Origin of the sequence: Pseudomonas sp. NFACC43, from assembly GCF_900119645.1 — a bacterium.
In the GTDB taxonomy this organism is placed as follows: Bacteria; Pseudomonadota; Gammaproteobacteria; order Pseudomonadales; family Pseudomonadaceae; genus Aquipseudomonas.
Window position 1 is genome coordinate 37,801 of sequence record NZ_FPKK01000016.1, and the last position, 24,493, is coordinate 62,293.

General features: G+C 57.6%; 20 protein-coding genes and 1 tRNA gene. 9 read left to right on the forward strand and 12 right to left on the reverse strand.

What is annotated here, in order from left to right; all coding sequences use genetic code 11:
• The first annotated feature begins 99 nt into the window (after positions 1 to 99).
• From BT179_RS22580 to BT179_RS26870, 6 genes are all read left to right on the forward strand, one after another.
• On the forward strand, positions 100 to 1,026 hold the full coding sequence (locus BT179_RS22580) for an FRG domain-containing protein (RefSeq protein ID WP_072431945.1): 927 nt from the start codon (positions 100 to 102) through the stop codon (positions 1,024 to 1,026).
• A gap of 757 nt (positions 1,027 to 1,783) precedes the next feature.
• Positions 1,784 to 2,515, forward strand: coding sequence for a P-type DNA transfer protein VirB5 (virB5, locus tag BT179_RS22585; RefSeq protein ID WP_072431946.1), 732 nt, complete (start codon positions 1,784 to 1,786; stop codon positions 2,513 to 2,515).
• A 13-nt stretch (positions 2,516 to 2,528) separates the two neighbouring features.
• A complete protein-coding gene (locus tag BT179_RS22590) occupies positions 2,529 to 3,014 on the forward strand; it encodes a hypothetical protein (protein WP_072431947.1) in 486 nt (161 codons plus the stop codon).
• Positions 3,011 to 3,265 (forward strand): EexN family lipoprotein, encoded by a 255-nt coding sequence (locus tag BT179_RS22595; RefSeq protein WP_072431948.1) that lies wholly within the window; start codon positions 3,011 to 3,013, stop codon positions 3,263 to 3,265. The genes BT179_RS22590 and BT179_RS22595 overlap by 4 nt, the downstream gene beginning before the upstream one ends.
• A gap of 8 nt (positions 3,266 to 3,273) precedes the next feature.
• On the forward strand, positions 3,274 to 4,359 hold the full coding sequence (locus BT179_RS22600) for a TrbL/VirB6 family protein (protein WP_072431978.1): 1,086 nt from the start codon (positions 3,274 to 3,276) through the stop codon (positions 4,357 to 4,359).
• A gap of 928 nt (positions 4,360 to 5,287) precedes the next feature.
• Positions 5,288 to 6,082 (forward strand): HNH endonuclease, encoded by a 795-nt coding sequence (locus tag BT179_RS26870; protein ID WP_072431951.1) that lies wholly within the window; start codon positions 5,288 to 5,290, stop codon positions 6,080 to 6,082.
• 327 nt (positions 6,083 to 6,409) lie between these two features.
• Here BT179_RS26870 and BT179_RS22620 read toward each other — a convergent pair whose 3' ends face one another.
• From BT179_RS22620 to rpsU, 8 genes are all read right to left on the reverse strand, one after another.
• Positions 6,410 to 7,171 carry a helix-turn-helix domain-containing protein gene (locus BT179_RS22620; protein ID WP_072431952.1) on the reverse strand — a complete coding sequence of 254 codons (762 nt, stop codon included), beginning with the start codon at positions 7,169 to 7,171 and terminating at the stop codon, positions 6,410 to 6,412.
• 2 nt (positions 7,172 to 7,173) lie between these two features.
• Positions 7,174 to 7,404: a hypothetical protein gene (locus BT179_RS27055; RefSeq protein WP_072431953.1), complete on the reverse strand. Its 231-nt coding sequence runs from the start codon at positions 7,402 to 7,404 to the stop codon at positions 7,174 to 7,176.
• Positions 7,405 to 7,664: 260 nt separating this feature from the next.
• Positions 7,665 to 8,720, reverse strand: coding sequence for a tyrosine-type recombinase/integrase (locus BT179_RS22630; RefSeq protein ID WP_072431954.1), 1,056 nt, complete (start codon positions 8,718 to 8,720; stop codon positions 7,665 to 7,667).
• 126 nt (positions 8,721 to 8,846) lie between these two features.
• Positions 8,847 to 8,923: transfer RNA gene (locus BT179_RS22635), tRNA-Ile, on the reverse strand.
• Positions 8,924 to 8,938: 15 nt separating this feature from the next.
• Positions 8,939 to 12,682, reverse strand: coding sequence for a bifunctional diguanylate cyclase/phosphodiesterase (locus BT179_RS22640; RefSeq protein ID WP_072431955.1), 3,744 nt, complete (start codon positions 12,680 to 12,682; stop codon positions 8,939 to 8,941).
• Between the two features lie 124 nt (positions 12,683 to 12,806).
• Entirely contained in the window at positions 12,807 to 14,654 is a 1,848-nt protein-coding gene (gene rpoD / locus BT179_RS22645) for an RNA polymerase sigma factor RpoD (RefSeq protein WP_072389752.1), read from the reverse strand.
• A gap of 67 nt (positions 14,655 to 14,721) precedes the next feature.
• A complete protein-coding gene (gene dnaG / locus BT179_RS22650) occupies positions 14,722 to 16,680 on the reverse strand; it encodes a DNA primase (protein WP_072389749.1) in 1,959 nt (652 codons plus the stop codon).
• Between the two features lie 480 nt (positions 16,681 to 17,160).
• Positions 17,161 to 17,376 carry a 30S ribosomal protein S21 gene (rpsU, locus tag BT179_RS22655; protein WP_002551877.1) on the reverse strand — a complete coding sequence of 72 codons (216 nt, stop codon included), beginning with the start codon at positions 17,374 to 17,376 and terminating at the stop codon, positions 17,161 to 17,163.
• Positions 17,377 to 17,575: 199 nt separating this feature from the next.
• On the opposite strand from rpsU, the gene tsaD reads away from it, so the two are divergent.
• A complete protein-coding gene (gene tsaD, locus BT179_RS22660; protein ID WP_072431956.1) occupies positions 17,576 to 18,601 on the forward strand; it encodes a tRNA (adenosine(37)-N6)-threonylcarbamoyltransferase complex transferase subunit TsaD in 1,026 nt (341 codons plus the stop codon).
• 8 nt (positions 18,602 to 18,609) lie between these two features.
• Here tsaD and plsY read toward each other — a convergent pair whose 3' ends face one another.
• A complete protein-coding gene (gene plsY, locus BT179_RS22665) occupies positions 18,610 to 19,179 on the reverse strand; it encodes a glycerol-3-phosphate 1-O-acyltransferase PlsY (protein ID WP_072389742.1) in 570 nt (189 codons plus the stop codon).
• Positions 19,180 to 19,253: 74 nt separating this feature from the next.
• Here plsY and folB point away from each other — a divergent pair, with 74 nt between their 5' ends.
• Together folB and folK are read left to right on the forward strand one after the other, a co-directional pair.
• On the forward strand, positions 19,254 to 19,607 hold the full coding sequence (gene folB, locus BT179_RS22670; protein WP_072389739.1) for a dihydroneopterin aldolase: 354 nt from the start codon (positions 19,254 to 19,256) through the stop codon (positions 19,605 to 19,607).
• Positions 19,598 to 20,116, forward strand: a complete 519-nt coding sequence (gene folK / locus BT179_RS22675) for a 2-amino-4-hydroxy-6-hydroxymethyldihydropteridine diphosphokinase (RefSeq protein WP_072389736.1) — start codon at positions 19,598 to 19,600, stop codon at positions 20,114 to 20,116. The genes folB and folK overlap by 10 nt, the downstream gene beginning before the upstream one ends.
• 148 nt (positions 20,117 to 20,264) lie before the next feature.
• Here the strand turns inward: folK and BT179_RS22680 are convergent, their stop codons facing one another.
• The 3 genes from BT179_RS22680 to BT179_RS22690 all read right to left on the reverse strand — a co-directional run bounded on the left by BT179_RS22680 (position 20,265) and on the right by BT179_RS22690 (position 24,389).
• Complete coding sequence (locus BT179_RS22680) at positions 20,265 to 21,491, reverse strand: multifunctional CCA addition/repair protein (RefSeq protein WP_072431957.1); 1,227 nt, start codon at positions 21,489 to 21,491, stop codon at positions 20,265 to 20,267.
• Positions 21,492 to 21,555: 64 nt separating this feature from the next.
• Positions 21,556 to 23,121: a SpoVR family protein gene (locus BT179_RS22685; RefSeq protein ID WP_072431958.1), complete on the reverse strand. Its 1,566-nt coding sequence runs from the start codon at positions 23,119 to 23,121 to the stop codon at positions 21,556 to 21,558.
• Complete coding sequence (locus tag BT179_RS22690; RefSeq protein ID WP_072389725.1) at positions 23,118 to 24,389, reverse strand: YeaH/YhbH family protein; 1,272 nt, start codon at positions 24,387 to 24,389, stop codon at positions 23,118 to 23,120. Before BT179_RS22690 ends, BT179_RS22685 begins: the two co-directional genes overlap by 4 nt.
• Positions 24,390 to 24,493: the final 104 nt, after the last annotated feature.

The window sequence follows — 24,493 nt, forward strand, 5'->3', positions numbered from 1 at the left end:
CGGTTAAAGGGCGGCCATAACCTGAGTGAACTACAATAGCCTACCTGTCAAAAGGCCATTACACTGAAAATCGCCAAACGGAAGCGGAGTGAAGGAGCGATGGCAAATCCAACAGTGATACCTTTCCACACTGCACGCCAGTTGCTGGACCACGTCTCCCCTCTAAACCCTATTTGGGGTACTGGAAGATTCATCTTTAGAGGTCAGCCAAGTGATGAGTACAAGCTGACACCGTCAGTGTGCAGGCGTGGAAGAGGCTCATTCGCCTATGGTTCGCCAAGAAGGATGTTTGATGTCTCAACGGCTGGGCAAGTAGCCTTTGAGCTGGAGATCTTGAGGAAATTCCTGATTGGCTGTGACCGCTCAGGGCTAAATGTTCCGGGTTACACGGAACAGTTGAGCAGAACACTTGCCGATGGTTGGGGGTCGTTCCAAAGCCCGCATACCCCTTGGCCGTCTACTCAACTATACGAAATCATGGCTGTAGCTCAACACTACGATGTGCCCACTCGCCTCCTAGACTGGACTGAGAGAAGCTATGTCGGTTGTTACTTCGCTGCCTCATCGGCAAACCTTGAGATCGATAGCAGGGAGATGCCGAGGCTGGCAATCTGGGCTCTGGACACCACTTATGCGATGCACTGGAAAACAGTGAAGGTGATCAGGACTCCAGGGGGAACGAGCAAAAACCAGGCAGCTCAGTCTGGTTTATTCACCACGCATGAGGTTAAAGGATATAACCCAGGCGATTTGTATCAGGTGGAAGCGCTCGAGGATGTTGAAGAAATTTACAGCATGGCAGGGAGCCACACACCACTTGTCAAAATGACCTTGCCGATTGAGGAAGCCCCGGCATTACTCGACCTTTGCTCGCGTCTCGGCGTAGATGGCTCAACGCTCTTTCCCGGTTTCCATGGTGTGGCAAAAAGTGTAAGAGATTGGGCTAACGTTGAGGTTGGTGTGAGGCCGTCTGAGTCACTCGTTCAAGAATACAATGAAGAAGGTTACGATCCAGACTTCCATTAAATAGCAGTCGCTGCGGGGCATTCGAAGCAACAAATTGAATCGCCCCTGATTCCGGGGCGCCTTCAACGGGCTCTTTTGGCAGACTTCTGCCGCTCGATCCCCCCGGTTGCCGGTCAAGTCCGATGCAAACGACGGGTTGAGTCGGTCCTGACTGCGAGTGGTGAATTATATCGATCTCTTGGATCGTCCGTAACGGTGTCGTGCGCACAGTGTTCCGGTGTTTGGCCTATCCTGCACTAGTCCACCACACCCCCTTTTTACTTTAGTCATGACTAAGGTTTCGGCCTTAGGCGTGAATGGGCGGATAGCGACCGAGGCTGGTGACTTAAGCGCTCGTCGTGTTCTGACCATCACACTACCGGGGTAGTTATCCGGCGGTTAGCCTATCCTGCACTAGTCCTCATACCCATTGTATTTCTTCGTCATGACGAAATTTTCGACCGGGGGAGTGTGCTCGGTAAAACTGCGAGCAAATTGCTGGCTAAACGTTTTTGCGTGATCGACATCTTCTAGCCAAAATGGGAAAATATCGCACGCCAGAATGAATAGTTTTGGTCTTCTAACGAACGTTGCTCTACCCCAAGAACGCCTCGCGCGTACCGGGTGCCGGCCTGAGAAGAAGGGCCTGACCGCCAAGAACAGAATGGCCGCCTAGTCGCCCCAAGAACGCTCAGCGTGCCGGGCGCGGTTCCTAAACAGACCGACAGATCGGAACAGTACGATCCTGCGTTCGCCCCCAACCTTTGGAGTGGCGAATATGAAAAATCCCTTACCGTCTTGGTTCTTGGCTATAGGCATTGCGATGCCTTCAGCAGCCTTCGCGCAGATACCTGTAACAGTAACCACCCAGGCAAGTGACTCGCCGATGACCATGGCGGAGTTCACGGCCAACACTGCGCGCTGGGCGCAGCAAGTCGAGCAGATGACGTCGCAGATTGACCAGATGAAGCAGCAGTACCAGTCGATTACCGGATCGCGTGGAATGGGCAGCATCATGGACAACCCGACTCTGCGTGATTACCTGCCGCGAGACTGGCAACAGGTCTACGACTCCGTGAGGGACGGTGGCTATGCCGGCCTGACTGGTCGCGGTAAACAGGTCTATACCGCCAACAAGACATTTGATAGCTGCAGCTTCATCAACTCCCGCGACGCGCAACGGACGTGTGAAGCGCGGGCGGTCAAACCGTCGCAAGACAAAGCGGTTGCCCTTGATGCCTACGACGCGGCTAAAAGCCGACTTTCGCAAATCGATGGGCTGATGTCGCGTATCAATGCGACGCAAGATCCGAAGGCCATCGCGGAGTTGCAAGGCCGGATTGCGATTGAACAAGCGAAAATCCAGAACGAGCAAACCAAGCTTCAGATGTTTCAGATGGTGGCGCAGGCAGAGGATCGTTTGCAGCAACAACGGCAGCGCGAGCTCAACGCCCGGGCCAATGCCCGACGCGGTTGGATTCAACTAAATGCATCGAAAATCGTGAACTGAGGGGGGACGCGTCATGATTTCATTCATTCAGCTTCCCATTCTGGCAGTCTGTTTTTTCCTCTTGCTAGCCATGTGCCGTTTCTGGGTCTGCATCGACAAGATGGGCTTCCTTCGGGAGGTGGGCCGTCGCGCACCTGCGTTGGTTCACACTGACATCCTCGTTGCATCGTTCGCATTTTTGCCCTTCATAATCGCAGCGGTCGATTGGTTCGGGATTCCATTGCCGTACCAGGAAGGACCGGTTTCACCGGTGCTAGCCGCCTTTCTTTCAGTTGGGTGTTTAGGTGGTGCAGTGCTGGCGTTACGCGATTCTGGAAGTCGCTTAGCTGGGCATTGGGCTGGCACTCGGGAAAGCGCCCTGCGAACTGTCGCGACGCTCCGCATCATCGATGCTGCTGAGCTTGCTTACGCTTTGGATTTTGCGCAGCAACATGAGGCTCGTCATGGGGCGAGTCGAGGTGTTGTGATCGATGTAGAAAAGCAGGAGGTGCGGAAATGAGAGGTTTTTTCCTAACTCTGCTGATCGCCGTGGGACTGGCGGGATGTGGCGAAAACACCCCCGTGCAAACTGTCGACTGGTACAAACAGCACGACTCGGAAAGAAAGGCGATGGTTGCCAAATGTAAAGCCAGCCCTGGTGAACTGGCCACCTCACCGAACTGCGTTAATGCGCAGCAGGCCGACAACGAAAAAGCCAATGCCCGACGCGGATGGCTCACCCCAGGTGCAGTCGATCTCGACAAGAAGTGAGAGTGAGCATGGAAGGTCCGATGATTTTTCAATTTATCGGGAGTTTTCTCGATACTGCAATGAATGCCTTCTTGAGCCAAACCGCTGGCAACGTCATTACGATGTTCATGCTGTTCGCGCTTGGGGGTACCACGCTTTACCTGACTGTCATGGGGTACATGATCGGCTGGGGGTATATCGAAGCGCCGATGTCCACCTTTCTGAAAACCTGCGCCAAGCTCATTTTGCTTGCAGCATTTGCGCTCAATGCTGACATGTATACGGAATGGATTGTTGGAGGCATTCGGTCCTTGGAGGTGGGTTTCACTTCGGCCTTTGCCGGCACGGGTTCCTCTGGCGGGGAGGCCACTTCCGTGTATCAAGTAGTAGATCACGCCTTAGGTCGAGGATGGGGAATCGCTGGCACCCTTTGGGAGCGGGCGGCTAATCGTGATTGGTCGGAAATCGGCATGGCATTTGGTGAGTATTTCAATGCTGGCATCATTGCGGTAGCAACCGGCTTGCTGGGTATCCCGGCTGGCGGAATGATCGTTGTTGCTAAGGCGGGGTTAACGATCATGCTCGGTATAGGCCCTTTCTTTCTCATCGCTTTGATGTGGCCCGCCACTGCTCGTTTCTTCGATAGCTGGTTTGGCCAGGTTATGACCTATGTGTTGCGGATCGCCCTCATGGTAGCTGTCGTAGGGTTGGCATTCAAAGGGTTCGATGCGCTGATAAATAGCGTTGACCTGGATAGCGAGCAAAACCCGCTATTCACTTCCCTGGTTCTGATCACCTTTACCATTGTTATGTTCTGGCTGCTGGGTGAGGCGAACTCAGTTGCAGGGCAGCTTGCCGGTGGGATCAGTAGTGCGGCAGTCACGCTGCGCGCGATGGCTCAGGGCGCTGCCTCGCCTATTCGAACTGCTGCTCGGTTGATGAATGCTCCGAGTACGCGGCGTGATATGGAGTCCGGCATGATGGTGACAGCTGGACGTACAAATCATTTGGTGGCGGGTAATACCCTCTGGAATCCAGCTTACCGGCAACACGTAATGCAAAACTTAGGCAAGAATTGGGGACATGCGAAAGGTGGAAGGATTGGACAAGGCTAATCGTCCTCCATCGACTTCCTCTGGCTGCATGTGTGTTTGCCCTGCGCGCCCTGGCGGGCTTACCCAAAGGGGCTCTGCCCCTCTGGACTTCCTGCCCCTCGCCGGGTGGCAGGGCTACGGGGATAACGCCTCCCGCAACCCAGCCAATAGGGTCATCGTGAAAAGCGCGTCAAGGGTTCGCTGCGCCGGCATCCTCACCCGGTCCCGCTTCGCGGGCTGCGGCTTGTGGTGCCGCCCTTGACCCACTGAGTCCGCGCTGAATTTGTCTTGTTATTAATCTGTCGGTGTTTCGGAGTGATCAATGAAGCTACGCAATACCATTACCGACGAAGAGCGGAAGCGCAGGCAGGAAGCGGTCGATTATGCTCGAGCATCGACCGAGCTTTCGGGTTACAGCCTAAGCACCGAAGATGACGCTCGCGCTCAGGCTTTTGTAAGCGGCGATTTGAGCCTGAGTGATTTTGTAAGCTCTAGAGCGCCGTCTCAGCTGGAAGATGTGTCAAGGGTATCACCGGACGCCGCAACGGAGCGGAGCCTATGAATGTTGTCAGTTGCGCTCGAGATCGCCTTTGAAGGTCTTACTCGGACTGCTGATGAGTAGCAGTGTGCTCACGCTTTTATTTGATGGATTGCTTACGTCGGCAGACTTCGTATCTACAGCAGAGGGGAAGCCTGCTACTCAGCTCTCCGCCGCAAGTGACCGTTGGTTGATCATTGAGGCTGAGGGAGCCCCTAAATCCGCATTGCAACGATTTCTGATTTTTCAGGGCTCTGTTGTGTTGCTAGTAGCGATGATTGCATAATGCTACTACGCTGAGTAAAGCCAGGGCAGTGTCATGAATTCAATGTGTTATTGCCTCGAGTTGGAAACAGTTAACAGTGTTCTACGGCATTAATTTTGCTGCAGATATTTTTCTAAGGGATTTAGATGAAAAGAAATAGAAATGTTGGCGGGGTTGTAATTGGCGGGCCTTCCAATGATCTCGTTTCAGCGGTCGAGCGTTTTGTTTATCGGAGACCTATTGACGAGGGTGAGAAGGTCGAGTTTGAGTTCATTGATTTAAAAAAAATTGCGCTTGAGTCAGTAAATATATCCGAAAACACGGCTCTGCATAAAGTTCTTGACGATATCGCGTACACGAATTTTTATATATATTCTTATGACGATCTAGACTGGATTGGCGAGTACTCCGACTTTGTGGGTTATGTGGTTGGAATGTTCGGGCATATGCAGCTAGCTGTTCCGAGAGAGTTTTATAGGAAAACAGATGAGGGTATCATTGATGCTCGCAATAAATATCGAGATTATTTCATAGGAGGGCTTCGGGTTCTTGTAGGGTCCGCATTTTCTCATTTGTGGCATCGGAAGCAGTTCTTATTCGATTTTAATGCAAGACTTGCAGAGGAGATTTCTCCACTTTTAAAATCAGAATTTCCATCTCTAGCTAAAGATGGACAGCTGCCAAGAGCGACATATTTCCCGGTGTGGGTTGATAATTTACTTATTCATCGTGAGCGCGGGCTTTGTCATTATTGCGGTGGGCCTGCAGCGTTGGTTTCTTTGCCGAATCAAACCTATGATATTGATCATATGGTGCCCATCGCTAGTGGTGGTACTAATGACGCAACTAATTTGGTGCTTTCCTGCCCTGAATGTAATAATAAAAAACGAGCTAATTATCAAGTTGTTCCCGATACGTTTGCATGGCCTACAAGAAGCTAATTTTCAGAAAATAAGCTTGGTCTTTTGAGCGAGACACTTGTGCTAGTTGATTTACTAGTGCATAGCTGAAAGCTGGGTCAAGGGCGTCACCGGAGGCCGCAGCGGAGCGGAGCTCGTCAGGGCGAGCACCGAACGGGCGAGGATGATGGGCGCAGCCTTTACCCTTGATACAGCTGCAAGCGTCCAAGCCTAGCGCCAGGGGTAGGAACCAGGCGAAGCCGCAGGACCTGCCCCTGCCGCCAGTCCGGCAAGGATAGGACGCGGGGTGCAACCGAAGGGGTTGCCCAAGCGGAGCGCGGAGAGGCCTAGAGCTCTTAAAAAACGTCATCATGGCGTTCGCTGTGGTCGTAACTGGGCGAGGAATCTGTTCCCCACTCCTCGGTCCACTTTCACGTCGCTTGCAGGCGGCTTGTTTGGTGAGGGAAGGCTCGCCTGAGGTCTTCTGTTTTTTGCTATCTCCAAACCAAGGTTCGGTTTGAATTGCCCGGCCCGATATTTCATCGCTACCCCAGAGAGCCAGTATTCAGGTCCCTTTTTGATGAAACCTGCGGCCATAGCCCCGGCCAGTTCATCCAGAAGCGTCTGGGCGGCATCGGTGGGGATTCCTTGCAGGATCCTACCAACTGAAGCCTTGGAATGCTTCGTCAACCCTGGTGGATAAACCAGATGCCTGGGTGACGTGTCCGAAGGTAGTAGTGGCTTTAATTTGGTTTTATTTGGTAGTTCAAGGCCTGACATCTGCGTGGCGTCGGGCGGTGACACCCGGCTGACATCCCCCCCTGTCAGTTGAATGTCATGGGGGGGTGACATAGCTGTGACATCCTGCTCAACGTTAATAGTGTAGAAGTTACTGGTTTGTGAGCCGTCAGTTCTAAACCGTGGGGTAGAGGAGACAAGTCCGGCTTCACAGAGCTTCTTCAAGATCCTTTGTACTGTTCGGGCCGAAACGCCGCATTTAGCAGCTAACAGTTTTACGCTGGCAAAACAGGGCTCCTGTTCGTTTTCGCATTTAGCGATATAAACGAGAATGAGCTTGTCTTGCGCAGATAGCTGCTGGTTATAAACCCAGTCTATAGTCCTGTAGCTCATGTTCAGGCCTGAAGAGCTGGGGTATCAAGAGACAGTGCCTGGTTGACTTGCAGAGTGCGGAAGTAGACTCGACGCCCAACGCGAACAACCGCAGGCTTCAGCTTTCTGGAGAGCTCTGAGTCGCTGTACATCGCTACTCTGAATCCGTCTGCAGAACGGTCTAACAAGTCTGCGACTTGAGCCATGCTCATCAACGGGCCAAACCGGTCCAAAAGATATTGTTCAGAGGTCATAAGCTTCTCCCTAGTTACGTTGGTTTACGTATCTTTGTAATGTTCGGGGGAAGCTACCAATAAAGTTTGGCGAAAGTAAATATGGAGGCATGGCGGTAAGCTGTCGCCAATAGTTTTAGTTGTAGTGGATAACAAGCGGATAACAAATAAAAAAACACCGGGAAAACAAGTTAAAACAAAATATAACAGAAGGAAAACAACAAAAAAACAGCAGCCAGAGCCAGGCTGCTATTTTTCCATTTTTTTTAAAATTGTAGGCTTCAGCCAAACTGATCGAGCTTACGCACCAGATCCTCGGCACGTAGATGCGTATAGCGCTTGAGCATCTGCATCGATTTATGACCGCTGATCGCGGAAACCTCCTGATCAGAAAGTCCTCCCTCGACAAGCCTGCTGACAGCCTCGTGTCGAAGATCGTGGAAGCGGAAATCGGGTACGTTAGCCTTTTTCTTGATCGTGCCCCAGATTTTCGTGAACGCATAAGGGCGACGCTTTTGGTCCTTTCCTGGTTCGCCGAAGAAGACCAAATCACAATCGATAGGACGTACCGGATTCGCCAGGGCGGTACGAAATACCTCGGTAGCTAATTTGCTCAGAGGGACGGTACGAGCGCTATCGTTTTTCGTGTCTGAGAGCCGCACTATCCGTTTTTGGATATCAATCTGTGAGCGACGTAGGCTCGCGATCTCAGAAGCGCGCATGCCCGTTGCCAAGGCAATCTGGACAATCCACCCCAGCATGGGGTTGCTGTGCTTGTTCACTGCTGCCAATAGGCGTTTTTCCTCATCAGCCATGAGGCGTCTATTTCGACCTTCGCCTGGGCTCGGCTTACGAATATTGAGCACTGGGTTAAAGGTCAATCCGAGCCCCCACTCTTGAATCGCAACCGTGAACAGATGGCTTAGCAAAGCCAGCTCCAGCCGCACGGTATTGTTACTCGTGGGATTGCCGCGGTTGGTGAGTGAGCCCAGGCGGGTGTCGCGATAGTTAGCGATCACCTCAGACGATAACGCCGCGAGGGAATACTTGCCCAGATGCTGTATCAACTGCTGCGCCTTGGTGCCCTCTGCTCGCTGTGTAGTCGGCTTCTTGGTAGGGCTCACTTCACGGAGATATCGCTGGAGCGCCTTTTCGAGCGTCAGTCGCTCGGAGCCGCTGCGTTGGATATACACGCCGCGCACCATTTCGTCTTCGGTGCGTCGTGACCAGTCTTCGGCGTCGCGTTTGGTGCGGAAGGTTTTGGCGTTGGTCGGCCATCCGGTTTTGCGGATGACGGCCTTCCAGGTGCCGGCAGGGGTTTTGACGATTGTGGCCATCTGAAGGACTCCAAAGGCGTGCAAGCGAAGCCGCACTGTACCTAATTTGTACCTTTAGACCATAGGACTGTATCCGCGATGGTTCCGCCAAAAACGCGAAAGCCGCGCAATGCGCGGCTTTGGAGTTGGTGGGCCCACACGGACTTGAACCGTGGACCAAAGGATTATGAGTCCTCTGCTCTAACCGACTGAGCTATAGGCCCTCAGTAGGCCGCGGATTATAGCGACGGTTTCTCGGCTGTGCTATCCGAAAAATCCGATACGGTCATGCGTAGAAACGTCGCGGCGAACTCTTCGGCGCAGAGGGGGAGGCTGATGATGTAGCCCTGGATCTGCTCACAGCCTTCTTCGGCCAGGAATTGCTGCTGGGCCAGGGTTTCGACGCCTTCGGCGATGATGGAGAACTGCATGCTGCGGCCCAGGGCAATGATTGCTCGTACGATGGCCACATCGTGGGGGTCGTCGGGCAGGCCGCGGACGAAGGACTGGTCGATCTTGAGGATGTCCAATGGCAGGCGCTTGAGGTAGCTCAGGGAGGAATAGCCCGTGCCGAAGTCATCGATGGCCAGTTGAACGCCAAGCTTCTTCAGCTGGTGCAGGACCGTCAGGGCTTCTTCGGCCTGGCTCATGATGAAGTTTTCGGTAATTTCCAGTTGCAACAGGCCGGGCTTGAGATGGTGCTCCCGCAGCAATTGCTCGATGCGTCCCAGCAGGTTGGGTTGGCGCAGCTGGGCCCCGGCGAGGTTCACCGAAAGCGGGCCGAAGCTCTCGCAGGAGCGGTTCCATTCACACAGCTGCCGGCAGGCGTGTTCCAGCACCCAATCGCCGATTTGCAGGATCATCCCGTTCTCCTCCGCCAGGGGAATGAAGTGCTCTGGAGGCACATCGCCGAATGTGGGGTGAGTCCAACGAATCAATGCCTCGGCACCTACCAGTCGGTTGTCGGCGAGGCTGATCTTGGGCTGGAAGGACAACGACAACTCGCTGCGCTCGATGGCCCGCCGCAGCTCGTGTTCCAGGGCCACGCGTTCGCTGGCCTGGGCGGTGAGGTCGCGGGTATAGCTTTCCACCCGGTTGCGACCCTTGGCCTTGGAGCGATACATGGCCGCATCGGCGTTCTTGACCAGCGTGGCGACATCGCAACCGTCCTGGGGATAAAGGCTGGTGCCGATGCTGGCGCTGATGAAAAATTCGTGCTCGCCGGCCTGGAACGGCGCGGCGAAACAGTTCAGCAGCTTCATGGCGATGTGTTCGGCGTCGCTGGGTTGCTGCAGCCCCGGGAGCAGGATGATGAACTCGTCGCCGCCCAGCCGCGCCACGGTGTCGATGTCCCGCAACTGCTCGCGCAGGCGTACGGCAATGCCCTTGAGCAGCAGGTCGCCGACCGGATGCCCGAGGCTGTCGTTGATGTGCTTGAAGCGGTCCAGGTCCAGAAACAGCACCGCGCCCTGACCGCCATTTTCCTGCTGGCTGTTCAAGGCCGTGAGCAAACGGCTTTCGAACAGCGTGCGATTCGGCAGCCCGGTGAGAGGGTCGTGGTGGGCCTGGTAGTCGAGTTTGGCCTGGGCATGCTTGAGGCTGGAGATGTCAGCGAATACCGCCACGAAATGGGTGATTTGCTGATCACGATTGCGTACTGCGCTGATGGTGAGCCAACTGGGGTACAACTCGCCGTTCTTGCGCCGGTTGGAAATCTCTCCCTGCCAATGCCCTTCCGCCGTCAGTTGATGCCACATGGCGGCATAGAACGCGCTGTCGTGCAGGCCGGAAGCCAATAAGCGCGGCGTATGGCCCAGGGCCTCGGTTTCGCTATAGCCCGTGATCTCGGTGAAGGCGCGGTTCACGGCGCTGATGTGTTGCTGTGTATCGGTGATCAACACGCCTTCTGCCGTGCTTTCGAACACCGTGGCGGCCTGCTGCAGTTTTTCCTGCATCAGGTGGCGTTCGGTGATGTCCCGAGCGATGGTCAGCATGCAGTCCTCGTTGCCGATCGGCAGTGGACGGCTGGACACCTCACACAGTCTTATCTGCCCGTCGTTGCGACGAATATGGCAACTGAAATCCCTCACGAAACCATCCCGCTGCAGCAGGTCGAGCATCTGCTTGCGTTCGTTGAGGTTGACCCAGATACCCAGGTCCAGGGTCGAGCGGTCCACCGATAGCGCGCTGTTGAAGCCAGTGATACGACTGAAACCTTCATTGACCTCAATCAGCAGGCCGTCGCTCTGGCGGGACAGCAACAGGCCGTCGGGTGAGGCATGGAAGGCCTTGGCGAATTTCTCCTCGGAAATCTGCAGTTGTTGCTGGGTTTGCTTGAGCTGGCTGATGTCACGCACCACCACGACCAGGGCCGGCGTCGTGTCGAGATCGAAGGGTTCGGCGGAGATCAGGCCGGTGAATACCTGGCCGTTGCTACGGCGAAAGGGCATCTCCAGGTTACGGATGCTGCCGGCCTGCAAACGCTGCAGCAGGCCCGGGCCGACGCCCTGGATGCCCCAGATGTTCAGTTCGGTCGCGGTCTGGCCTACGACATCTTCGGCACCCAGGCCGATCTGTTCCTCGAAGGCCTTGTTGACCTCCAGCAGGCATCCATCCATCAGGCGCGCGATCACCAGGATGTCCGGGCACTGCCTGAATACCGACGCGAATTTCTGTTCCGAGAATCGCAGCGCCTCCTCGGTGCGCTTGGCTTCACTGATGTCGATCATCAGCCCGCGCATCACCGGTTCGTGGCCGTGCTGGATCAAGCTGACAATATCCCGAACCCACAGGCAGCGGCCATCGGCGGTGATCACTCGGTAATCGATGCAATGGTCGCGGCCGGCGAGTACCTCCTGGTCGCAATAAGTCTGGGCGCGGATCAGGTCGGCGGGATGAATGATGTTGCGCCAGAACCCCGGGATCAACCAATGGGCCAAGGGATAGCCGAGCAGGTCTTCGGCGTGGGGCGACACGTAGCTGTAGGTGAAGTCGCTGACCCTGGCTTCCCAGGCTATCGCCGAAAGGCTCTCCACCAGGCCGCGGTAGTGGTATTCGCTACTGCGCAGCTCCTGTTCCAGTTCGACTCGACGGGCGATCTCCGAGCTGAGGCGACGGTTGATGCGGATCACCACGGCGAGAATGCCGACCAGGATCAGCACCCCGGGCAAGCCGTAGAACAGCAGGTCCGACCAGAGCTGTCGATAATCGCGTACGTTGCCGATCCACTTTTCCTGGATTTCACTGACTTCGGCCGGGCTCATGTCCGCGATGACCTTGTCCAGAATGCTGACCAGTATCTTGTTGTCACGCGGAACGGCCATCGCCAATTGATAGCGATAAGGGGTCTCGCCGCTGACATATAGCCCTTCCAGCTTGAGCTGGCGCAGGCTCCAGACACTGGACGCCAGGTCGCCCACCACAGCATCCACCTGGTCGGTTGCCAGGGCCTGCAGGGCTGAGCTGACGTTAGGCAGCGCCACCAGATTCAGGTCGGGATGATGGTTGCGTAGCAGTTCGTGAGGGGCATAGTTTTCCACGACGGCGATTTTCAACCCATACAGATCCTGGAGATCATGAGGCTGGGCTCCGCCGCGGTGGGACAGGATCACTATCGGGAAGTCGAGGTAGGGCCGCGTGAAAGCCAGGTAATTCTGGCGCTCCGGGGTGGACATGATGCCCGGTAGCAGGTCGATCTTGCCCTGTGCCACCTGCTCCAGCACGGCGGTCCAGCTGGCTGGCTCGATGGGCGTGAGCGTGACGGCGAGCCGCTCCCGGATGACGTCGACGTAATCAGCGGCCAGTCCTTGATAGCGGCCTTGGTCGTCGCGAAACTCGAACGGTGGCCATGACGCATCCACGCCCAGGCGCAGGTTGGGATGGTCCTTGAGCCAGCGCAGCTCTTCGTCGGTGAGCGTCAACGCGCCAGCCGTTGCGGTCCAGGTCAACAATGACAGCAAGAGCATGGCCGTCAGTCTGGGCATCACGGTCTCGTCATGATTTTGGGGAGGATGTTTCGAGTGTAGACGGGCAACAGGGTAGGGGGTGTAACGGAGGGGATTTATCTGCACATGAAAAAAACCCCGGCAGGGCCGGGGTTTTCCAGGGTCACTCGTCGAGGAAGGAGCGCAGGTGCTCGCTTCGCGTCGGGTGGCGCAACTTGCGCAACGCCTTGGCTTCGATCTGGCGAATCCGCTCACGGGTCACGTCGAACTGCTTACCGACCTCCTCAAGGGTGTGGTCGGTATTCATGTCGATCCCGAAGCGCATGCGCAGTACCTTGGCTTCACGGGCGGTGAGGCCGGAGAGTACCTCGCGAGTCGCTTCCTTGAGACTCTCGACGGTGGCGACATCGATCGGAGACTGCATGGTGGAGTCTTCGATGAAATCACCCAGATGGGAGTCTTCGTCGTCACCGATCGGCGTTTCCATGGAGATCGGCTCTTTGGCGATCTTCAGTACCTTGCGGATCTTGTCCTCAGGCATTTCCATGCGTTCGCCCAGCTCTTCCGGGGTCGGTTCGCGACCCATTTCCTGCAACATCTGCCGGGAAATGCGGTTGAGCTTGTTGATCGTCTCGATCATGTGCACCGGGATACGGATGGTGCGGGCCTGGTCGGCGATCGAGCGGGTGATCGCCTGACGGATCCACCAGGTGGCATAGGTCGAGAACTTGTAGCCGCGACGGTATTCGAACTTGTCCACTGCCTTCATCAGGCCGATGTTGCCTTCCTGGATCAGGTCGAGGAATTGCAGGCCGCGGTTGGTGTACTTCTTGGCGATGGAAATCACCAGACGAAGGTTCGCTTCGACCATCTCTTTCTTCGCGCGGCGGGCCTTGGCCTCACCGATCGACATGCGACGGTTGATGTCCTTGATCTCGGCGATGCTCAGGCCGGTTTCGGCCTCCAGCGCGCTCAATTTCTGCTGGCAACGGATAATGTCCGGTTGCAGGCGGGCAATGGCTTCAGCGTATTTGGTCTTGCCTTTGGCCAGGGCATCGGTCCAGCTCTCGTCGACTTCGTGGCCAGGGAACTGACGCAGGAAGTCGGCACGCGGCATGCGGGCATCGCGAACGCACAGCTGCATGATCGCGCGCTCTTGCTGACGCAGGCGATCCAGGGCACTGCGAACACGTTCGACCAGGCCTTCGAATTGCTTGGGCACCAGCTTGATCGGCATGAACAGCTCAGCCAGCGCCAACAGCTCGGCAATCGCCTGCTTGTTGTCACGCCCGTGCTTTTTCAGCGCCTTGCGAGTGATTTCCATCTGCTCGGCCACGGCGCCGAAACGCTGTGCGGCGATGACCGGATCGGGACCGCTTTCGGCCTCTTCCTCGTCTTCGCTGGCTTCGGCGTCCTCGTCATCACTGTCGTCGTCGGCCTTGTCGACTTTCGCGTCCAGGGGGGGCGGTACTTCGGCGGCGGGCGGCGTGGTGCCGTCATCCGGGTCGATATAGCCGCTCAGGACGTCGGACAGTCGACCACCTTCGGTGGTGACGCGGGTGTACTCGGAGAGAATATGGTCAACCGTGCCAGGGAAGTGCGCGATTGCGCCCATCACTTCGCGGATGCCTTCTTCAATACGCTTGGCGATTTCGATCTCGCCCTCGCGTGTGAGGAGTTCTACCGTACCCATTTCACGCATGTACATGCGCACGGGGTCGGTGGTGCGACCAATGTCGGTCTCGACCGCCGCCAACGCTGCTGCCGCTTCTTCCGCGGCCGCCTCGTCGGTATCGGCGTCGGCCAGCATAAGGGCATCCTTATCTGGCGCAACCTCGAATACGTTGATCCCCATGTCGTTGATCATGCGGATGATGTCTTCCACCTGTTCCGGATCTGAAATATCCTCCGGCAGGTGGTCGTTGACCTCCGCGTAAGTCAGGTAGCCCTGCTCACGACCCAATAGGATCAACTCTTTGATACGAGACTGCTGTTGCGCTTTTCCGGACATAACACCCTATCCACTGAAGGTCTTGGCGGGCAAAAAACAAGCCGAGGATTATACCTGAGCTGTGACCTCACGCGCCAGTTGAGGTCGGGTTTGATGCGCAAACATTGCGGCTGAGTAAGTCGCGCAATTGGTTTTTCTCTTCGCTGGTCAACTCGCTCTGACGAGCTTTTCGCAGAAGTTGCTCCAGGTTTCGCTCGCGTTGGCGGGCGGACAAGCTAGTAATGGTGTCGAAAAACTGTTGTTCAAGGTTATCTCCATCAATCAGCCATTCCTTTTCGGCCAAGGCCTTCAACAAGCGCCCCTGCTCCGTACCGTGCCACCGTGCGATTAACTGGAAGGAGTTCAACCGGGGGTTCTTCTGCACGGCTTCAAGGAGTGCGACCAGTAATTGCGTGTTGCTGTGGTCCTCGGCGGCGAAGTGCCCCGCATCCTCGACCTTTTCGGCCAGTTGCGGGTGATGCAGCAGGGTGCGCAGGGCGGCCAGCGTCGGAGGTTCGACGGCGGCCGGCACGCGCGGGGCACGTGGCTGGTCGCGATCACCGCGCTTGCCGTTCTTGTCCCAGGGTTTCTTGTCCCATTTCTTGCCGCCGCTGCCGGTTTTCTTCGGCGTCCATTCCTGTTGCGGCGCGTAGTCCTGTTGAGGTTGATGATAGTCGGCGAAATCCGGCATCGCGTCGTAATCGATGCCTGGGTCATAAGCCGGTGGCGCCTCCTGTGGGACGCTGTGGGCCATCTGACTGACGGTCTCGCTACTGAGCCCGGTGATTTCGGTAAGCCGCTGGCGCATCAGCGTACGCAGGTTGGCGCCGGGTACCTTGTCGATCAACGGCGCTGCAAGCGTGACCATGTGGGCCTTGCCTTCGAGGGAGCGCGGATCGGCTTCTTCGGTCAACTGCTGGAAAAAATAATCGGCCAATGGTTGTGCGTGCTGGTTGATCCTGGCGCGGAAGGCGTCGGTCCCTTCGGAACGCACCAGGGTGTCCGGGTCCTCTCCCTCGGGTAGAAACAGAAAGCGCGCCCGGCGGCCATCCTGCAGGCTCGGCAATGTCGCTTCCAGTGCGCGCCAGGCGGCATTGCGGCCGGCCTGGTCGCCGTCGAAGCAGAACAGCACACTGGGCACCACGCGAAAGAGGCGTTTCATGTGCTCTTCGCTGGTGGCTGTTCCCAGGGTCGCCACGGCATTGCGCAGGCCTTGCTGAGCCAGGGCGATAACGTCCATGTAACCTTCCACGACAATGATCTCGTCGAGGTTGCGATTGTTCTTGCGCGCCTCATACAGGCCATAGAGCTCCTGGCCCTTATGGAATACCGGAGTTTCCGGCGAGTTCAGGTACTTGGGCTTGTCGTCGCCCAGGACACGGCCCCCAAAGGCGATGATTCGTCCCCGAGTATCACGGATCGGAAACATTACCCGATCGCGGAAACGGTCGTAGCGCTTGCCGGTCTCGGCATTCTCGATCAGCAGGCCCGCGTCGATCATGGCGCGCTGCTGGAGCGTGTCGCTGCTCAAGTGCTTGTACAGGTTGTCCCAGCCGGGCGGGGCGAAGCCGAGGCCGAAGTCCCGGGCGATTTCGCCAGTCAGGCCGCGGCCCTTGAGGTAATCCACGGCGGCCTTGCGAGCCGGATGGCTTTTGAGGGCCTGGCGGTAGAAGTCGGCCGCGGCGGTCAGCAAGGGGTACAGCGGTGAATCCGTTGGTTGACGCGGCTTGCGCGCTCGACCGCTTTCCTCCCGAGGAATCTCCATGCCAGCGGCTTTGGCCAGTTCTTCGACCGCCTGGGGGAAATCCAGGTTGTCGTGGTCCATGATGAAGCCGAGGGCATTGCCGCCAGCACCGCAGCCGAAGCAATAGTAGAACTGCTTGTCGGGACTGACGCTGAAGGAAGGGGTCTTTTCTTTGTGGAACGGGCAGCAGGCAGTGTAGTTCTTGCCGGCTTTCTTCATCTGCAGGCGAGAGCTGACCACGTCGACAATGTCGGTGCGGTTCAGGAGGTCGTCAATAAAGCTCTGGGGAATCAACCCGGCCATGGCGTTCTCGTCGTCACTGCGTGAAATAAGGCCCCGAAATCGGCAGGCGCAACCGGTTCAAGATCTAGAGGCACTGTTGAAGCGGTGGCTCGACCGGGTCATCTGCGTCATTGCTGTCGGGAAGTGTATCTGCCGATAATCCACTGACGTTAATTACTGTCAGTATTCGACGGTCTGAATAATATTGCGCTGAGTCCGGTAACGGCCGGTCAGGCCTCGGATAGCTCATGGAGCGGGCACGCAAGCAGGTGCCTTGGGCTGATCGTCGTTAGAGGAATCAGGGTGTGCTCGTCAGTAGCCTCGGAAGGCTCGTCAGGAGAGACGTGCACCGCTGGCCAAAAAGCCAGGTCTGACGCGGTAAAGCAGTTGTCTCGGTCGCGTCTGCGGCTTTGACGATGAAACTCAAGCGTTGTTCCGCAAATGCCATAAGCCCGGCTTGAGGGCCGGGCTTGGCAGAAGCTTGCTACGAACGTCTGTGTATCAGTACAGACGTACGGCGCGGCGCTGTTCGCGCTGAACTTTCTTGGCGTGACGCTTAACAGCAGCTGCTGCTTTGCGCTTACGCTCGGAAGTCGGCTTCTCGTAGAATTCGCGGCTACGAACTTCAGCCAGAACACCGGCTTTTTCGCAGGAGCGCTTGAAACGACGCAGAGCTACGTCGAAGGGTTCGTTCTCTTTTACTTTGACGGCTGGCATCCAGAGCTACCTTCATTCATTACCGGGGTCAACATCCTCGCGGCAAAAGAGCACTTGAAGACGTCGGTTTTTAAGGGTTGCGGATGTTAACCCCTCAACGCTCGGAATGCAAAGCCTCTGATCGAAAACCGCTGGTCGGGGCACCACGCGGCGACTATTATGCGCGCCTTCGAATTCAGCCTCCACAAGGCGCAAACCCATGCTAGTACTGGGATTAGAAACTTCCTGCGACGAAACCGGCGTCGCGCTTTACGACAGCGAACGCGGCCTGCTGGCCGATGCGCTGTTCAGCCAGATCGATCTGCATCGTGCCTATGGTGGCGTGGTGCCGGAGCTGGCGTCCCGTGATCATGTCAAGCGCATGCTGCCCTTGATTCGCCAGGTCCTGGCCGAAGCCGACTGCGCCCCAACCGAGATCGACGCCGTGGCCTACACCGCCGGTCCCGGCCTGGTGGGGGCCTTGCTGGTGGGCGCCTCATGCGCCCAGGCACTGGCCTTTGCCTGGGGGGTGCCGGCCCTGGGTGTGCATCATATGGAAGGCCACCTGCTGGCGCCGATGCTGGAGGCGCAGCCGCCGGAGTTTCCGTTCGTCGCTTTGTTGGTCTCCGGCGGTCATACGCAGTTGGTCCGGGTCGACGGCATCGGTCGATACGAGCTGTTGGGCGAATCCCTGGACGACGCGGCCGGTGAGGCTTTCGACAAGACCGCGAAGATGATGGGCCTGAATTATCCTGGCGGCCCTGAAATCGCCCGGCTTGCGGCTCAGGGCGTGGAGGGGCGTTTCGTTTTCCCGCGCCCGATGTGCGACCGACCCGGACTGGATTTCAGTTTCAGCGGCTTGAAGACCTTTGCCTTGAATACCTGGCAACAATGCGTTGGCGCCGGGGACGACAGTGAGCAAGCCCGTTGCGACATCGCGCTGGCGTTCCAGCAGGCCGTGGTGGAGACTTTGACCATCAAGTGCAAGCGCGCCCTGAAGCAGGCCGGGCTCAAGCGCCTGGTGATCGCCGGTGGAGTCAGTGCGAACAAGGCCTTGCGGCTCTCGTTGGAGAAAATGCTCGGCGACATGAAGGGCGACGTTTACTACGCGCGGCCGCAGTTCTGCACCGATAACGGCGCGATGATCGCTTTTGCTGGATGCCAGCGACTGCAGGCCGGCCAGCAGGAAAGTCTTGCGATCAGCGTGCAGGCGCGCTGGCCCATGGAGCAGTTGTCGCCCCTGTGAAGCGTCATTTAAAAATGCCGTTCGCGCCCGGCGAAGAGGTCGCGTAGATTGCCCCGATGGCGCCAGACGATCAGCGCCACGAGCGCTGTCATGGGCAACAGGGCCGCCGGTTCCTGCCAGGCCAGCAGCGGCAGGGTCAATGGTGTGGCGATCAGTGCGGCCAGTGAGCTGGTGCGGGTCAGGTAGAACATCAGTAGCCAGGCCGAAACGGCCAGCAAGGCGGCGGGCGGGTAGAGACCCAGCAACATCCCGGCGGCGGTGGCGACACCCTTGCCGCCGCGAAAGCGGAAGTACAGCGGGAACAGGTGGCCGATGACCGCGCAGACACCGATCCAGGCCTGTTGCTCCAGGGAAAGCCCTGCAAGGCTGGCGATCAGGACCGGTACAAGACCTTTGCAGAGGTCGCCGAGCAGGGTCAGGATGGCAAGCTTGCGTCCGGCCAGGCGCAGCATGTTGGTGGCACCGGCATTGCCTGAACCACTCGTTCGCGGATCGGGGCGACCCGTCAGGCGGCTGAGCAAAATGGCGAAGGACAGCGAGCCGAGCAGGTAGGCGAGGATCGCCAGTAACCAAAACATGCTAACTATTCCGGGCGAGGACGCCCTGATTCTAACGGCGCATTGCGCCCTTGTCGTGCTGCGGAGAAGAGTGCTTGGACAGAGTGTTTATCGAGGGCCTGGAAGTCGACACGGTAATTGGTGCCTACGACTGGGAGCGAGACATCCGACAGTGCCTGCGGCTTGATCTGAGTTTCGCCTGGGATAATCGTCCGGCCGCTGCCGGCGATGACCTGAGCCTTGCACTCGATTACGCCAGCGTATCGTCACGCATCCAGGCATTTGCCGGACAGGCCCGGTTCCAGCTGGTCGAGACGTTTGCCGAACGCTTGGCCCAGGAGCTGATGGACGAGTTCAAGATTACCTGGCTGCGTCTGAAGGTCACCAAGCCTGGTGCCGTTCCGGCGGCCAGCGGCGTTGGCGTGGAGATCGAGCGCGGATGTCGCTGACACAGGTTTTTCTCGGGCTCGGCAGCAATATCGAGCGTGAAGCCCATTTGCGAGCCGGGCTTGAAGCCCTTGCGGGCTTCCTGGTGGACATTCGCTGTTCGGCAGTGTTCGAAAGCCAGCCAGTGGGCATCAAGAGCGGGCCATTCTTCAATTTTGTCGTGTCGGCCTTCACGGATCTGCCGCTGATGGAGCTGGATCGTCGTCTCAAGTTCATCGAGGCGGACAATGGTCGTTATGCGCCGGATCGCAAGGGGCTGCCGCTGGATATCGACGTGTTGTTGTATGGCGAGCAGGTGGGCAACTTCGACGGGCTGATCCTGCCGCGCGCGGAAATCCTCAAGAACGCCTTCGTCTTGTGGCCTTTATCGCTGATGGCGCCGGATCGGATACATCCGGGCGTAGGCAAGAGCTTCGCCGCTCTGTGGGAGGAAGCCCAGATCGATCAGGTACTGGCACCGGTGGCTTTCGAATGGCGAGGCCAGCAGCTTACGCCGTCGACCATGCTGTGAAGCGAACGTCGTTATCGTCCGCACGCTCCCACACCGATCTTCTCGGATGATATCGGTCAGGTGTTCAAGCGAGATCCACCGTGGGGAGCGCGCCTGATTGCGATAGATGGCTTATGCAGGGCCAATCCAACTTGCCATCACGCTTCCTTCAGCTCGCCGCTTCCTTGTAGGCTTTCAATGCCTTGAGACGCTCGCGCTTGATCGCCTCACCCAGCTCCGGCCCCTTGAAGCCTTTTTCCAGCAATGGTTGCACCGCCACTCCACGGGCAGCGGCTGCTGCGCCCCGCAGGTAATCCGCCTGTGGATAACTTCTGTCTTCCAGCCCTTTGCGCCCCCGCGCATCCATTTCACAGGCGGCAATGAATTCCTCGAAGCGTTGTGGTCGGCGGTAAACGTCGAAACTCTGCAACAGCTCGAGCAAGGTGGACGCTTTCAATTCAAGCGCGCGATGGCCATGGGTATGGTATTGCCCAACCAGCAGCGCCAGTTCCTGGCAATCGCGTGGCGCCTTGAAGCGCTCGTTGAGCGCTTTGATCGGCTTCAGCCCCTTGTGTTCATGGGCGATGTGTCTTGGCCATTCGTGTTCGGGCGTAAGTCCTTTTCCCAGGTCGTGTAACAGGCATGCCCAGCGGACCGTCAGTGGTTGTCGGTGCCGAGCGGCCTGCTCCAGCACGCTCAACGTGTGCGCGCCGGTATCGATTTCCGGATGATGGGCCTCAGGCTGCGGTACGCCAAACAGCGCGTCCACCTCGGGCATCAGGACCCTGAGGGCCGTGCAGTCGCGCAACACCTGGATGAATACCTGAGGCTGATGTTCCATGAGCGCGCGGGAAATTTCCTTCCAACTACGCTCGGCCGTCAATGCCTCCAACTCTCCGGATTCGCTTAGCTGGCGCATCAGCTCGAGAGTTTCGTCCGCCACTTTGAAGCCCAGCGGGGCATAGCGTGCGGCAAAGCGGGCCACTCGCAGGACTCGGAGAGGGTCCTCGGCGAATGCGGGGGAAACGTGACGGAGCACCCGAGCTTCGAGGTCGCGCTGGCCGTGGTAGGGGTCGAACACATGGCCGTTATCGTCCTCGGCCATGGCGTTGATAGTCAGGTCCCGGCGAATCAGGTCTTGCTCGAGCGTCACGTCCGGGCTGGCGTGGAACACGAAGCCGCCATAGCCGCGGCCGTTTTTGCGTTCGGTGCGGGCGAGGGCGTATTCCTCTCCCGTTTTCGGATCCAGGAAGACTGGGAAGTCAGCCCCCACGGGACGAAATCCCTTGGCGAGCATTTCCTCGGCGGTGGCTCCCACCACGACCCGGTCGATGTCCGTGACGGGAATGCCCAGCAAGCGATCGCGCACCGCGCCGCCGACTTTATAGATCTGCATAAAAAACCTCCGTTGACCCGACAGGATAACCCTTGCGCCCGGTCTTCGGAGGTGGAAAACGAAATCAAAGATGAATGACAGCCAGGTCCAGGCGGCCGTAGTCCCCCTCGGTTTGCTCGCTCCTGGGTGGTACGTGGTGGGTTTTCATTACCTGGTCACCCTGCAGGGTTTCCAGGTGGATGTCGAAGCCCCATAGGCGGTGCAGGTGCTTGAGCACTTCATCGGTCGAATCGCCCAGCGGTTTACGGTTGTGTGCCTGATGGCGCAGGGTCAGCGAGCGGTCTCCTCGACGGTCGATGCTGTAGATCTGCACGTTGGGTTCGCGATTACCCAGGTTGTACTGCGCAGCCAGGGTCTCACGGATGATCCGATAGCCACTTTCATCGTGGATGGCGGGCACCACCAGGTCATCCTTCTGATCATCATCGAGGATGCTGAACAGCTTCATGTCGCGGATCACCTTGGGCGAGAGGTATTGCAGGATGAAGCTCTCGTCCTTGAAGCTGCTCATGGCGAACTTCAGGGTGGACAGCCAGTCCGAACCGGCAATTTCAGGGAACCAGCGACGGTCCTCTTCGGTGGGGTTCTCGCACATGCGGCGGATATCGCGGTACATGGCAAAGCCCAGTGCGTAAGGGTTGATGCCGCTGTAGTAGGGGCTGTCGAAACCAGGCTGGAACACCACGCTCGTATGAGAAGTCAGGAATTCCATCATGAAGCCGTCGGTAACCAGCCCTTCGTCGTACAGGTCGTTCATCAGGGTGTAGTGCCAGAACGTGGCCCAGCCTTCGTTCATGACCTGCGTCTGGCGCTGTGGATAGAAATACTGGGCAATCTTGCGCACGATGCGCACGATTTCCCGTTGCCACGGTTCCAGCAGCGGTGCGTGCTTTTCGATGAAGTAGAGAATGTTTTCCTGGGGTTCGGCCGGGAAGCGTGCGTTGTCCTTCTCGCTGTACTTGTCGGCGCCCTTGGGAATGGTCCGCCACAGGTCGTTGATCTGCTTCTGCAGGTGTTCTTCGCGGTCCTTCTGGCGTCGACGTTCTTCTTCGGCAGAGATCGGATATGGCCTTTTGTAGCGGTCCACCCCGTAGTTCATCAAGGCATGGCAGGAGTCCAGGAGGTCCTCCACCGCGTCGATGCCATGGCGTTCCTCGCATTGCATGATGTACTGCTTGGCGAACACCAGGTAATCGATGATCGAGCTGGCATCGGTCCACGTGCGGAACAGGTAATTGCCCTTGAAGAAGCTGTTATGGCCATAGCAGGCGTGTGCCACCACCAGCGCCTGCATGCAGATAGTGTTTTCTTCCATCAGGTAGGCGATGCATGGATCGGAGTTGATCACGATCTCGTAGGCCAGCCCCATCTGGCCACGAGTGTAGGATTTCTCGGTGCTCAGAAAATGCTTGCCGTAGGACCAGTGGTGATAACCCAGCGGCATGCCGACTGACGCGTAGGCGTCCATCATCTGTTCGGCGGTGATCACCTCGATCTGGTTGGGGTAGGTGTCGAGGGCATAACGATCCGCGATACGGCTGATTTCGCGGTCGTAGGCCTGGATCAGCTCGAACGTCCATTCGGAGCCGGTGGAGATTGGCTGGCGTTTCTGCTCTTTTTTGGCGGTCATGTCACTAACCTGCGCTGGAAGAGTTCACGGAAGACCGGGTAGATATCCCCGGCCGAGACCAATTGCTGTTGGGCAAATGTGTCGGAAAAGGCTTCGGCGATGCGTTCGTATTCGTACCACAGGGCCTGGTGCTCCCGCGGGGTGATTTCCACATAGGTGTAGTACTGGACGAACGGCATGATCTGGTTGATCAGGATGTCACGGCAGATCGGCGAGTCGTCGTTCCAGTTGTCACCGTCGGACGCCTGGGCTGCGTAGATGTTCCATTCATTGGCCGGGTAGCGTTCGGCCATGATCTCCTGCATCAGCTTCAGGGCGCTGGAGACGATGGTGCCGCCGGTCTCCCTGGAATAGAAGAACTCCTCTTCATCCACTTCCCTGGCGCTGGTGTGGTGGCGGATGAACACTACATCGATCTTGTCGTAGTTCCGTTTGAGAAACAGGTACAGGAGGATGAAGAAGCGCTTGGCGATGTCCTTGGTGGCCTGGGTCATGGAGCCGGAGACGTCCATCAGGCAGAACATCACTGCCTTCGAGCTGGGATTGGGCTGCTTGACCAAGAGGTTGTATTTCAGGTCAAAGGTGTCGAGGAACGGTACGCGGTGAATGCGCGCGCTGAGTTTCTCGATTTCCGCCTCCAGTTCTTGAATATCGCCGAAGTTGTCGGGTTCTTCGCGTTTCAAGCGGGCCAGTTCTTCCTTCACCTCCCGCAGTTTCGTCCTGCTGCTGCCGGACAGCGCGATGCGCCGGGCGTGGGCCGAACGCAGGGTGCGGATGATGTTGATCCGCGATGGATTGCCCTCGTTGCTGATACCGGCGCGCACGGTCTTGAAGGTGTCCGTGCCGGTCAGGTTGCGTTTGACGAGATTCGGCAGCTCCAGGTCCTCGAACATGAATTCGAGGAATTCTTCCTGAGTGATCTGGAAGACGAACTCGTCCATGCCTTCGCCCGAGTTTCCGGCCTTGCCGGGGCCTCGGCCGCCGCCTCCACCCGGTGGACGGGGGATATGCTCGCCGCTGGTAAATTCCTTGTTGCCAGGGTGCACGACAGTCTGCTTGCCGCCGCGCCCATGATGAAGCACCGGCTCGTCGATATCGCGGCCGGGAATGCTGATCTGTTCACCGTGCTCCATGTCGGTAATGGAGCGGCGGCTGACCGCCTCTTCGACGGCCTTCTTGATATGGTCACGGTAACGTCGCAGAAACCGCTGGCGGTTCACCGTGCTCTTGTTCTTGCCATTGAGGCGTCGGTCGATCACGTAGCTCATGAGGAGCCCTCCGGGCAGCTTCAAGTTCTCAGCTTCAGGCTGCAAGCCGGGAGCGCAAGGGCGTAGAGCGCCCCTGCAGCTCGTGGCTTGAAGCCTGCCGCTGC